This window comes from Streptococcus pluranimalium (assembly GCF_047785705.1).
Taxonomy (GTDB): domain Bacteria; phylum Bacillota; class Bacilli; order Lactobacillales; family Streptococcaceae; genus Streptococcus; species Streptococcus pluranimalium_A.
The window spans coordinates 1-11,930 of the sequence record NZ_JBLOJV010000042.1 but is presented as its reverse complement, the minus strand read 5'-3'; the positions used below and the strand labels follow the sequence as shown (position 1 = coordinate 11,930).

The following is an 11,930-nucleotide window of genomic DNA, read 5'->3' as shown; positions in this document are numbered from 1 at the left end:
CTCGAAACATCATAAGAAGCATCAATAACACTCTTAGCACGGTCATTACCACCTAGTTTACTCTGACTATCTTTGGTGACAGTGCCACTTCCGGATAGAGATGACACCCCCTTGGCGATAGAGGTCGCATACTCTCGTGCAGTAAAAACATCGTTTTGTAATAAAGCCATAATAGTCCTCTTTACTCCTTGAGAATAAAATAACAAAAAGGTTGAGGAAACCTCCCCAACCCAGCACATGTGTTTAGCTTTTCTTAATTAAGACCAAAGTTACGAGACAAATCTTGGTCGTTTTGTTGCATTGCTTGAGCAGTTTTGTCAAGCTGAGTGTTGATTTGTTGCATCAACTCTGCAAAGTTCTGAACTTTTGGCTTCAATTCGTTAAATTGATTGTCAAAACCTTGGAATGCTGCACCTTCCCACTCGCTACGAAGCGTATCTTGAAGACGTTGCAAGTTATTTAAAATTGTCGTGATATCATTTGAAGCTTTTCCATACTCTCGAGCACGACTTTGAAGCGTTTCTGGGGATACTCGGATTTGTCCTGACATAAGGTTAGTCTCCATTGTATTTGATAAGTTCATTTTATCACGAAACGAAACTTATTACAAGTATTTTTATTAAATTTTCAATAAAATATCAAAAAATCTAAGCGCATCCCAAAGAATCTTGTCACGCATGTTTTATCAGATGCTTTAAGATTTCTGTTCTGCTAGCGGCTTGTCACACCGCTTTTGCATCCACACGACATCATGCCATTGCTGGTGCTTATAACCCAGCTTTGGCAAATGAGCTACCGTGACATAGCCTCTTTGACGATGAAAACGAATGCTGGCATCATTAGGGAAGGTGATACAAGCCAACAGATTTCTGATACCCGACTTGATCAGTTGACTTTCTAAAACATCATATAAACGTGTTCCAATCTGCTTACCACGCGCTTCCTCTGCCACATAAATAGAAACCTCACAGGACCAATCATAGGCTGCACGATTCTTGTAAGTACTAGCATAGGCATAACCAAGAATTTCTCCCTCTTCTTCGTAGACGAGATAGGGAAATCTTTGCAAGGTCTGAGCAATGCGATTTTCAAAATCAGAAAGACTAGGTACAGCATATTCAAAAGTAATAGCTGTGTTTTCAACATAGGGAGCATAGATCGCAATAAGCGCCTTGGCATCACTGATCTTGGCTGATCTAATCGTCATGTGATCTCTCCTTTCGAGTTTGTCTTTTTTGATGAAATAATGTCAACCCTAAGAATTTAGGATTGTTATCCCAAGCTCTTGAGTTGATTAGAACAAACCAAGGGCTGTTCCATCTTCTAAAACATCCATATCAAGTGCAGCTGGTTTTTTTGGCAATCCTGGCATGGTCATCACATCACCCGTTAAGGCAACGATAAAACCTGCTCCTATTTTAGGAACTAACTCACGAATCGTAATCTCAAACCCTTCAGGTGCTCCTAGTAAATCAGGATTGTCAGAGAAAGAGTATTGGGTTTTTGCCATGCAAAGTGGTAGTTTGTCCCAGCCTAATTCTGCAAATTGTTTGAGCTGATGTTTAGCCTTATTACTAAACTGCACAGAAGAACCGCCATAAATACGAGTCACAATCTGATGAGCCTTCTCTTCTAAAGAATCTTGGTCCTGATAAAGGCGTTGATAAGCAGCTGGTTCCTTGTCAAGCGTTTCAAGTAATAACTTAGCAAGGTCAATACCGCCATCGGCACCATTAGCCCAGACACTAGCCAATGCGACGGGCACACCAAGCTTTTGGCAAAGGTCTTTGAGCAATGCGATTTCAGCAGGTGTATCTGTTTCAAATTGATTGATAGCAACAACTACTGGCAAACCGTATTGGCGGATATTGGCAACATGACGTTTAAGATTTGCAAAGCCTGAACGCACAGCTGCTAGATCTTCTCTTGTCAAGTTGGTCTTAGCCAAACCGCCATGCATTTTTAAGGCACGGATAGTGGCAACAATAACCACAGCATCTGGTGCTTTAGGTAGATTTGGCGTTTTAATATCGAGGAATTTTTCTGCCCCTAAATCAGCCCCAAAACCAGCTTCTGTGACAGTATAATCCGCTAAACGTAAAGCTGTTGTAGTTGCTAAGACAGAGTTACAACCATGGGCGATATTGGCAAAAGGTCCACCGTGCACCAAGGCTGGAGTACCATAAATGGTTTGCACGAGATTGGGCTTGAGGGCATTCTTCAAAAGCAGGGTCAAGGCCCCTTCTACCTTGAGATCGCGCACGTAAATAGGATTACGATGGACATCATAGGCTACTAGGATATTAGACAAACGTTTTTTGAGATCCATCAAATCGCTCGCCAGACAGAGAATAGCCATGATTTCTGAAGCAACGGTAATATCAAAGCCATCCTCACGTGGCATGCCATTGATAGGACCTCCCAAACCAACAATAACCTGACGCAAGGCGCGATCATTAAGGTCAAGCGAACGCTTCCAGACAATACGGCGTTGGTCGATTTGAAGCTCATTGCCTTGTTGGATATGATTGTCCAAAAGAGCTGCTAAGGCATTATTGGCTGTGGTGATCGCATGCATGTCTCCAGTAAAATGAAGGTTGATGTCCTCCATGGGAAGCACTTGTGCATAGCCACCTCCAGCTGCTCCACCTTTAATCCCCATGACAGGACCAAGAGATGGCTCACGCAAAGCTAGTATGGTTTGTTTACCTAGTTGATTTAAGGCATCCGCAAGGCCAATAGACAGCGTTGACTTGCCTTCGCCAGCTGGTGTTGGATTGATTGCTGTTACTAAGATCAACTTTCCTAGTGGCTTAGACGATAGGGATTTCATTTTATCAAAGGATAACTTGGCCTTATCATTGCCATAAGGTTCAATATCATCTTTATCAATGCCAAGGCTTTTGATAATCTCTGTAATTGGTTTTAGGGTAACGCTTTGAGCAATAGCGATATCAGATTTCATGAGGCACCTCTTTGTCGTCGATGGTTTTTAAAATAAGGTTAAAATCGGTCAGTTCTTAGACGTTAGCGTCTGGCAAGCACTCGTAAGCAGCATGATCAACATCAGTCATGATAACAATCCAGTTTTGGCTAATGTCATTTTGATTTAGTAACTCAGGATTGGTAGTTGCTTGATCATTGCGTGCCACAATCGTACCTGCTAAAGGACTGGCTAATTCCATGACGGCTTTGGAACTCTCAAGATTTAATAAGCTATCATCAACAGCGACAACCTCTTCTTCGGTGAAGTCAATGTAGGCAATATCGCCTAAAACATCCTGTAAGTCTTCGGTCATGCTGATACGATAGAGATTGTCTTCTTTAGTAATCAATAGTGAATTAGCGATTTTTGCCATGAAATACTCCTTTTAGTAATGACTATTATCTAAGTTAAGTGAGTGGTGACGTAAACATCAGCCACTGGTGGTATGATGTCGTTTTAAGTGTTGCTTTAAAAAAGTCTCATAAGTGCTTATCAAGTCTTGGCTTAGGTGCAAGTTGTGCTTGGTTAACCCAAGTGATGACAGGGTTTTTAGCACACGCTCTTGAACGTCTTCAATGCTAACTAAAACTCCTAACAAATCAGAAAGATTTGCCATGCAATCTGGGTCAATATCAGGGTAGTTAGCTAGCGTCTCTTGTCCTTTAATCCCAGTCTGATAGAAGGATTTGACCAAACGCCCTCGAAAATCCTGGTCGCCACATACGCTAAGATAGATGGAAACAACCACTGCGTTCTTAATGCGTCGCTGAGCGATGCCTGCAAACTTTTTACCAGCAATGCTTAGATCAAACGTTCCAGGGCAGTAAGATTGAGCGACCTCAAAATGCTCTATCAAAACCTCAAAGTCTGAAAACATCTCTCTAATCAAGTCGATCATCAACAAATAAGCATCATTGATGGTAAGCTGATTGGCATTGGGTAAAATCAAGGAAAAATTAAGCACGCCGTCATCAGCAACAACACCAAGTCCCCCAATATTTCTAACAATAGGCTGATAATCAAAGGTTTTAATAATGCTCAATCCCGCTTCAAAGTAAGGAACTTGACGATCAAGCATCCCCAGAATAACCGTTTTGTCCATTGGCCAAAAATGCAGAATCATGTTTTCAGGGTGCTTATCCACATGCCGTAAAAAAGTATCTGTCCATGCAAAAGGCTGGACGGTCTGTTGTTGGGCATCCTCGTATAAGCCAAAGACAGATAGCTTTAGAGGCCTCAGCATTTCTAAAAATGTAGACAAGAATGACACTCCTTTTTAGAGATAGTTAACCTTATCTATGATACCCTAAGATGCCCAAGAACTCAACTATTGCAATACCGATGATTAAAAAGTTTACCTATCCCTAGTTTTTTAGTAAAATATGCTTATGAAAATTTTGATCACATCAGGTGGAACGACAGAGGCTATTGATGCCGTCCGTGGCATTACCAATCACTCAACTGGAAAATTAGGAAAAAAGATCGCTGAAACTTTTTTAAACCAAGGCCATCAAGTAACCTTGATTACCAGTAAAGAAGCTCTCAAGCCTCAACCCCAGCCTCTTTTAAACCTAAACATTGTTACTTGCGTCGCTGATTTGCAGGATGCTCTGAAAAAAAACGTCCCTAATCACGACGTGCTGATTCATGCCATGGCAGTTTCTGATTACACCCCGGTCTATATGACTGACTTGGATGAGTTAAGGCAGGTGTCTGATCTTGACCAGCTGTTAGACAAGAGCAATTCAGAGAAAAAAATCACCTCCCAAGCGGACTGTCAAGTGTTATTTTTAAGGAAAACGCCCAAGCTGATTTCACAGGTCAAACAGTGGCATCCGGAGATACGACTGATTGGCTTCAAGCTGTTAGTTAACGTCTCTAAAGAAACGTTAATCCGTGTGGCGCGTGACAGTCTCGTTCAAAACAAGTCTGATCTTATTGTCGCCAATGATTTAAACCAAATTACGAAAGACCAGCATAAGGCCTTCCTTGTTGGACCTGATTTTCTCTATGAAGCCAATAGCAAGAAAGACATCGCCCAGCTGATTTATAAAGAGGTGACTAAACATGACTAAGACCATTTTAGTAGCCGTTTCAGGCTCTATTGCCGCTTATAAGGTGGCTGATCTCATCAGTCAGTTGAGCAAGCTAGGCCACAAGGTTCATGTCCTTATGACGGAAACAGCCACACAGTTTGTAACACCTTTAACCCTGCAAGTCCTATCTAAAAATCCCGTACACATAGACCTTATGGCAGAAAAAATTGCGGATCGCATCAATCATATTGATCTTGGAAAAAGTGCAGATTTATTTATTCTAGCACCTGCTTCTGCCAACACCATTGCCCAACTGGCGAACGGCATGGCCAATAATATGGTAACAGCTACAGCACTGGCTCTTCCTATGGACATTCCTAAATTATTTGCACCAGCAATGAACACCAAAATGTATGATCACCCAGCTACACAAGCGAATATGAAACGCTTAAAGTCATTTGGCTATCGTGATATCCCCCCTAAATCAGCTCTCCTAGCTTGTGGAGATATGGGCCATGGAGCTCTTGCTGATATTGACATGATTTTAAACACCATCAAGGAGACACTCAGTGAACAAGAATAAAGCTCACCAGACTGCCACTATCGCCATTTTTTTTGCCATCATGTTGGTTATTCAACTCATTAGCAATATGCTTTTTACCATTTGGCCAATGCCTATTAGACCAACCTTGGTTCATATACCAGTGATTATTGCGGCTATTTTATATGGTCCCAAAATTGGCTCTAGCCTAGGCTTTTTAATGGGGATGATGAGTCTAATCACAAATAGTATTGTCATACTGCCGACGAGCTATCTCTTTTCTCCCTTTGTTCCAAATGGCAATCTAGCCTCCCTTCTTATCGCTATCCTACCTCGGATCTTGATTGGGATCACTCCCTACTTGATTTACAAGCGGCTCAATAATCCTGGTGGTCTAGCCCTCTCTGGCTTAGTGGGATCTCTAACCAATACTGTTTTTGTCCTGTCAGGCATTTTTATCTTTTTTGCCAAAGTCTACGGAGGCAATGTCAAAGCCCTATTAGCTGCCATTATCTCAAGCAATGCTCTTGCTGAAATGATTATTGCGGCAATACTAGTCACGGTAATGATCCCTAGACTAGAAGCCGTCAAAAAAAATAAAAAATAAGTCAACATTTGTTGCTGCTAATGAGGTGATATGCAAAATAACTTCTGAAACAAGTGCAGGACAACAGCGCCTCAAGAAAAGTACCACCATTCTGGCAATGCTTTTCTGAGGTGTTTTTTAATGATGTTATTAGATGTTCTTAATAGCATTCTACTCAAGTGAGATAATCTTTACTTGATAACGGTCACTGTAGCCCATAAAGCAAGGAATTTGTTGCGTCAAACAAATAAGGGAAGGGGGATTTTAGTCATTTATTCATCATTTAGTAACTGATAGTGTTTTTCAAAAAAAGATTGACGAATGACTTTTCCATTAGTTTTGTCAATGATGTCACCAATATCTCCAAAAACGTACATCCCATAACCGTAATATTCACTTCTCTTAGACCATTTAGGATATAATGCAGGCATTAAAATACGAAGCCGCTGATCTTTCCACTGAAGGATATTTTTTTGAAAAGCCTCTTTAACCCAGTCTGGTTTATCGCTAGAAGTGCTTATTTCCCAGACATCAACTTCTTTATTATTATGATCAATTATCACCATAGTATCAAAAACCGCCTTTACCATTTAGTTGCTCTAAAGCGATGCTGCCACCTCCAGTAGTCGCAAACAAGCCAGTGTCCAAAAGTTCAAATGTTGAAATCATTTTCGCATTTATCATAAATACCTCCTTAGATATGATTCGTTATTCCTACAATAGAACGAATTAGGCTAAGATAGCAAGTCCAAGGCTACCTCATCATTATTCCCAGTGATATAAGTCCTCTCCCGATATTTTTTCGATGTTCGCCATAGGTAGCTATTTCTTGATAAAATTCAGCAAGTTTAGGACTTAATGTTTTACCACTAGAAATATTTTTCACTGCAAGCAAACGAATATTTTCTGATAAATCAAGGATAATACGTTCGTGACTGGTATGGTCATTGATTAAATGGTTACAGTGAATCAGAATTGACCGTTCTTCATCAGTGATGTCTTGCTCTAAAATCAGATTATATAACTTTTCGATGATTTTCTTTTCCATAACTTATCTCCTTTATCCTTGGTGAAAGTAGCCACTGGCAAGAATATTAACACTTGGTAGGTTGATTGGTTTCATTGTTTTCACATTCATCATAAATACCTCCTTAGATATGATTGGTTGTTCCTTGCAACAGCCCACTTTAGTATAGCATTTTCTTAAAAAATAAGTGCTTCATTTCCTGAACAGTCATCGAAACGTCCTGAATGGTCAAAAATACTCTTTAAGAAACAACTCCTTAAAACAGTTGATAAGCATTTGACCCTAAATTATATAAGGTCATAATTACTTTGAACGCTATGTCAATCCTTAAATGTTGTAGCTAACCTTCTAGAATTAACTATGACTATATAAAACTATATAAACACTGTTTTAGCAAGTCATTTTAAATGAAAAATGATATAACCTTTAGACTTCCTGCGAAACTAATTCTATAGCTCAAAATTGATGATTCCAGCCACCAAGTTCATTCTTAAGTTAAATCGCTTCTTATGATTTCGATAAGTAGTTGAAAAAATTTTTATAGAAAATAGTTTCGCAGGAACTCTATTATAAAGATACTATCATATGTACAATCAGTCAAAAAGGCGATGGTTAGACTAATCAACTTTATACTGATGACGAATATCTTTGATCATATGCTTTAGTAAAATATAATCATTTGAAAGGATTTTTTATGTATAATTCATTTTCAGACTCCCCAACACACAACGATGAATTTAACATTGAAAATGACATCCAAGGTTTAACAAAATTTATTAGTAATTGTGAAACACCACTAACAATTGCTATTCAGGGGGATTGGGGAACAGGCAAAACTAGTATTATGTATCAAATCGAGAAAAACTTGAAAGATACTTCGGGTAGAATCAAAACTATCTTCTTTAATACTTGGCAATATTCTCAATTTAAAATGGAGAATGATTTAGCGGTATCATTAATTACTGATTTAATTAATCAATTAGAAGTATCCGAATCCAAAAAGAGAAAATTTTTAGAAACTGCGAGTGGTTTATTGTTTAATGGATTAAGATATATAAATTTAGATTTGGGACCTTTTAATGGTGAAAAAATATCTGAAAAGCTTCAAGAGATAGCAGAAACTTTTAAAGATAAGACTAATGATATAAAATTTTTAAAAAACCCAATTCAAATCTGTTATTACTAACTTTGTGGCTTCCAGTATGAACTACGAAGTGGGACAAGTCATAGTTTCTATTATTAGTATCCTTTTCACGTGCTTTAACCATAGCACCGTCACCTTCAATATAAATAACATCAACTCTTTGCTTTTCTTTCCCTTCAGTCTCTTCATAAAGTCGATAAGCTGCACGTTCCTCAGGTAATTTATCACAAAGTTTAACTGCTTGTACAACAGTAGGTTTTGTAACCCAAAAAGAGAGAACCGGAACGATTCTCTCTAGATGTTAGCCATAAGTCACCCACTACAGTTGACAATTGGCCATTTTTTCTTAGCTCATCTATTCTGAATTTATCGTCGTAACTTAATGTCGTCAGAAACACACCCCAATCATTAGATTTTCTGTCTAACTTTTGGGGTGCAGTACATTGCTAACTAATTTAACGCATTAACTCCTGACTGATTAATTTTTCAATCTTAGCCTTTAAGACGTATCGTTCCGTATGAATAGGTACATACGGCTGTAAAATCGCTTCTAACTGCTCATAAAAAAGTGTCTCCGTATGGAGAACTTGTGTTTTGGCAAAAGACACCAAACGAATAATATCCTCATGACTCAAGATAGGGCGAATGATAATAGTCGGGAAACGACTACTGATGTGATCCGTTGTTGAAATGACAATATCCATTTTCATAATATCACTGACACTGTGGAACTGTTCAGACGTGAAAACAGCTTCAATTTGGTAATCCTTTAAACTCTGACTACATTGCTGTAACAAAAGTTTTTGAACAGCGATGCCCTCATCACAGACAATAATAGCCTTCTTTAAACTATTGGCTAACATCGATTGCTTTTCTAATTCTCCACCTAGATGAATGGTTAGATAAGCAATATCATCATCTGTTAACTTAATCATCCATGCTTCTTCCAAGACAAAAATGCAGGACTTAGTCATGTCAAATAAATGACTATATTGCTCTTTGATATATTTAAGCAAGGGATTGACCGATAGCACCCCATAAGTCTTACGATAGACGAGAGCCTTGCAGTGCATTAAGAGTTGATTTAACAAATCCTGGTAATGATAAAACTGTAAGCCATAAGTAGTTTTGATAGTCTGTAAGAACTGGTCTAATGTAGTACGCATCTCCGCATAATCTTGGCTTTCAAGATGCAGATCTCTATACTTCCGAAAAGACAGAAGTAACATGGCAATCAGACTTACTTCAATATCATCCAGTTCTATTTCGAACTGTTCCGTTAACCCATCAGCAATCTGGCGAGCCAAATGAAATTCAATTCGTTTCCACGTCAGACTAAAGTCCTGTCGAACGACCAAACGCTCTGCCTCTGTCAACTCGATACTGCGGTAACTAAGAAGGAGATAGGGCAGAATTTGAATCGTGAACTGACTATCCTGTAGATTGATTTTCTTTCCCAGTTGTTTTTGAGTTGAAGCTAATTCATTTGTCAAATACTGGTTAACTTCTTCTGAAAAATAGTGACCAAAACCCGTTAGATCGACTATCTTATCCTTAACAATGTCAATAAAATTTGGATTTCCTTCTGCATAGATATGATAAAGTAAGCGGTAAAGATATTGGATGCGAGACAAAGGATGGCACTGCAAGTAGTAGCCTTTAGCCTTTGTCACTTGAAGCGTAATATCATATTCTTCTGAGGATAGTTTAATACGAATTTCATTCAAATCGTTAAGAACAGTGTTTCTAGAGACGTCATTTAACACCATTAGCTTCTCAATCGTGACCCTCTCCTTAGCTACAGCAATGTAGGTCATTGTTAGTTCGATTCGTTCCTGCATACTCATCACGTATGAATAGTCATCTAAGGCAGCAACTAATTCTTGACAAGCTTTTTTCTGTTCAGGTGTCAGAAGAATTCCCACCCTCGGATAGGAGATAATCGGCTCCACATCAGCTGGTAAGGCCTCGTTAATCTTATCCAAGTGGTAGTAAATCTTACGGCGTGATTGACCCAGTTGCTTGGAAATGGTCATGACCGTTTCAGGCTCATCCAACTTGAGCAAATAGCATAGCAGGTCGTAACTCTTCTTATCCAAAATAATCATGGCAGGCTCCTTTTGGGCTTCTTTCTCACATTATACCATATGTAGGTAATCATTAACAAAATAAGAGAAAAGTAGTTCACCTGTGGCTTTACCCTACTATTTGTTATTTAGAACTGAATTTATGCTAACATTTGGTCAAGAGAGGAAAAGACCTAGCATTTCTTGAAAAATCTAATGATTTTTTTGAAAACGCCTATATGCTCCAAGTTGGAGGAAAGGTGTTCTTCATGTGTATGTCCTGTAGAAAAACAGTTAATCGTTGACAGCGATTTCAAAAAAAGGTATAATTTTATAGAAAACGTTTTCTTTTTGTCGTGACTTCTTGTCCTATGCCCTTAGGCTATAGTGATACTGCTGGTTGTTAATCAGAAAGGGATTCGTTATGAAAAAAATCATGTCATTTTGGGTTGCATTGGTTCTTTTAGTGCTTAATACACAAAAAATTGCAGCTTCGGAGGTAGATATCTACCAACAATATGCACTAGATGTCCAAAGCTATTTAGTTGTTGAACAGTCGTGGGTTTATTTTAACTTGGAGCAGGCACAAGAAGATGGGTTAAGTCAAGAGGTCATTGATTTTGGAATGGCTCTTGAACAGTTCAGTCAAGAGTACAACACTGCTCAATTTTCTAATAGACAGTTAAGAAACATCGTTTGGGAGGTTCATGGTCATTATTGCGGGCCTGGGCATGATGGAAACAACTTTACAGCATCTCCCCAAGACTTACTTGATGAGGGGTGCCGACGACATGATCTCTGCTTCCAGGGGATGGGCTTCCGAAGAAACTGCCAATGCAATAAAGAATTAGTTGATTACATTGATAGAAATTATCATGCTATGCCTGATGGCGCTAAATGGAAAGCCACTCTCATTAAGAGCTACTTTGCAACAGCAGGACAACTAGGGTGCTAATAATAATGAAAATCATTACTAACTATACTGTTCTTATAAAAATACTGAGTTTCATTGGTATTCTCTTTTGGCTATCTGCCTTTATCCTGCCGTTAGATTTTCTACACCGCTTTCTTGGTTCTACTCGCTGGCCAGGCTTTGTCAGCATATACCTGCTGCCCGCCCTGGGCTGGCCACTCCTTGCCCTCAGCATTTGGCAAAAACGCTACGCCTACTGTTGGCTGGCTCTAGCTTTCATCTTTTCTTTCTTCCTGTCGCTGGGGCTGGCCTACATATTTGGGGCTGGAGCGTGATTGGGGAAAGAGACAGGACAAACGCTTGAAGAAAATATAGTTTTCGGAAAATGAATTTTCAAAAAGTAAGAACCTGTATTCACAATCGAAGTGTTCGATTGCCTAGGCTAGTTTTGGCGAAATTGAGAAAGATTTCGCAGGAATATTGCCCGTATTACAAGTAAAATGTGATAAAGAGTGAGGTAAAACGACCCGTCAGGTGATGTCTGAGATGTGACCAATACAGCTTCTAAGGGGGATGTCGAACTGAATTTATGCTAACATTTGGTCAAGAGAGGAAAAGGCCTAGCATTTCT

At 39.1% G+C, this 11,930-nt stretch carries 15 protein-coding genes and 2 pseudogenes; 6 read left to right on the top strand and 11 right to left on the bottom strand.

The window, feature by feature from the left end; genetic code table 11:
* From ACMZ6Z_RS08285 to ACMZ6Z_RS08260, 6 genes are all read right to left on the bottom strand, one after another.
* The coding region (locus ACMZ6Z_RS08285) for a TIGR04197 family type VII secretion effector (protein WP_416132092.1) at nt 1-170 on the bottom strand (170 nt) is incomplete at its 3' end.
* Nucleotides 171-253: 83 nt separating this feature from the next.
* Entirely contained in the window at nt 254-550 is a 297-nt protein-coding gene (locus tag ACMZ6Z_RS08280; protein WP_120171819.1) for a WXG100 family type VII secretion target, read from the bottom strand.
* A 144-nt stretch (nt 551-694) separates the two neighbouring features.
* The gene (locus ACMZ6Z_RS08275; protein ID WP_416132089.1) at nt 695-1,207 is read right to left on the bottom strand and encodes a GNAT family N-acetyltransferase; all 513 of its coding nucleotides are present in this window, start codon (nt 1,205-1,207) and stop codon (nt 695-697) included.
* A gap of 87 nt (nt 1,208-1,294) precedes the next feature.
* Nucleotides 1,295-2,965 carry a formate--tetrahydrofolate ligase gene (locus ACMZ6Z_RS08270; protein ID WP_416132088.1) on the bottom strand — a complete coding sequence of 557 codons (1,671 nt, stop codon included), beginning with the start codon at nt 2,963-2,965 and terminating at the stop codon, nt 1,295-1,297.
* Nucleotides 2,966-3,020: 55 nt separating this feature from the next.
* Complete coding sequence (locus ACMZ6Z_RS08265; protein WP_416132087.1) at nt 3,021-3,359, bottom strand: glycine cleavage system protein H; 339 nt, start codon at nt 3,357-3,359, stop codon at nt 3,021-3,023.
* Nucleotides 3,360-3,416: 57 nt separating this feature from the next.
* Complete coding sequence (locus ACMZ6Z_RS08260; protein WP_416132091.1) at nt 3,417-4,229, bottom strand: lipoate--protein ligase family protein; 813 nt, start codon at nt 4,227-4,229, stop codon at nt 3,417-3,419.
* A gap of 145 nt (nt 4,230-4,374) precedes the next feature.
* On the opposite strand from ACMZ6Z_RS08260, the gene ACMZ6Z_RS08255 reads away from it, so the two are divergent.
* The 3 genes from ACMZ6Z_RS08255 to ACMZ6Z_RS08245 are packed head-to-tail and all read left to right on the top strand — an operon-like array spanning nt 4,375 to nt 6,170.
* Complete coding sequence (locus ACMZ6Z_RS08255; RefSeq protein WP_416132090.1) at nt 4,375-5,061, top strand: phosphopantothenate--cysteine ligase; 687 nt, start codon at nt 4,375-4,377, stop codon at nt 5,059-5,061.
* Complete coding sequence (coaC, locus tag ACMZ6Z_RS08250) at nt 5,054-5,605, top strand: phosphopantothenoylcysteine decarboxylase (RefSeq protein ID WP_416132086.1); 552 nt, start codon at nt 5,054-5,056, stop codon at nt 5,603-5,605. Before ACMZ6Z_RS08255 ends, coaC begins: the two co-directional genes overlap by 8 nt.
* Nucleotides 5,592-6,170 carry an ECF transporter S component gene (locus tag ACMZ6Z_RS08245; RefSeq protein WP_416132085.1) on the top strand — a complete coding sequence of 193 codons (579 nt, stop codon included), beginning with the start codon at nt 5,592-5,594 and terminating at the stop codon, nt 6,168-6,170. Before coaC ends, ACMZ6Z_RS08245 begins: the two co-directional genes overlap by 14 nt.
* 251 nt (nt 6,171-6,421) lie before the next feature.
* On the opposite strand, the gene ACMZ6Z_RS08240 is transcribed toward ACMZ6Z_RS08245, so the two are convergent.
* From ACMZ6Z_RS08240 to ACMZ6Z_RS08230, 3 genes and pseudogenes are all read right to left on the bottom strand, one after another.
* Nucleotides 6,422-6,715 (bottom strand): hypothetical protein, encoded by a 294-nt coding sequence (locus tag ACMZ6Z_RS08240; protein WP_416132084.1) that lies wholly within the window; start codon nt 6,713-6,715, stop codon nt 6,422-6,424.
* A 188-nt stretch (nt 6,716-6,903) separates the two neighbouring features.
* A complete protein-coding gene (locus ACMZ6Z_RS08235; protein ID WP_416132083.1) occupies nt 6,904-7,197 on the bottom strand; it encodes a bacteriocin immunity protein in 294 nt (97 codons plus the stop codon).
* Nucleotides 7,198-7,625: 428 nt separating this feature from the next.
* A pseudogene (locus ACMZ6Z_RS08230) lies at nt 7,626-7,730 on the bottom strand (IS5/IS1182 family transposase); the annotation flags it as partial.
* 140 nt (nt 7,731-7,870) lie between these two features.
* Between ACMZ6Z_RS08230 and ACMZ6Z_RS08225 the strand changes: the two are divergent.
* Nucleotides 7,871-8,362: a P-loop NTPase fold protein gene (locus ACMZ6Z_RS08225; RefSeq protein ID WP_416132082.1), complete on the top strand. Its 492-nt coding sequence runs from the start codon at nt 7,871-7,873 to the stop codon at nt 8,360-8,362.
* Here ACMZ6Z_RS08225 and ACMZ6Z_RS08220 read toward each other — a convergent pair.
* A pseudogene (locus tag ACMZ6Z_RS08220) lies at nt 8,340-8,585 on the bottom strand (ISLre2 family transposase); the annotation flags it as partial. The gene ACMZ6Z_RS08225 and the pseudogene ACMZ6Z_RS08220 overlap by 23 nt on opposite strands.
* A gap of 190 nt (nt 8,586-8,775) precedes the next feature.
* On the bottom strand, nt 8,776-10,428 hold the full coding sequence (locus tag ACMZ6Z_RS08215; RefSeq protein WP_416132081.1) for a BglG family transcription antiterminator: 1,653 nt from the start codon (nt 10,426-10,428) through the stop codon (nt 8,776-8,778).
* A 394-nt stretch (nt 10,429-10,822) separates the two neighbouring features.
* On the opposite strand from ACMZ6Z_RS08215, the gene ACMZ6Z_RS08210 reads away from it, so the two are divergent.
* Both ACMZ6Z_RS08210 and ACMZ6Z_RS08205 read left to right on the top strand, forming a co-directional pair.
* Complete coding sequence (locus ACMZ6Z_RS08210; RefSeq protein ID WP_416132080.1) at nt 10,823-11,341, top strand: phospholipase; 519 nt, start codon at nt 10,823-10,825, stop codon at nt 11,339-11,341.
* 5 nt (nt 11,342-11,346) lie between these two features.
* Nucleotides 11,347-11,634: a hypothetical protein gene (locus ACMZ6Z_RS08205; protein WP_416132079.1), complete on the top strand. Its 288-nt coding sequence runs from the start codon at nt 11,347-11,349 to the stop codon at nt 11,632-11,634.
* The last annotated feature ends 296 nt before the right edge of the window (nt 11,635-11,930 follow it).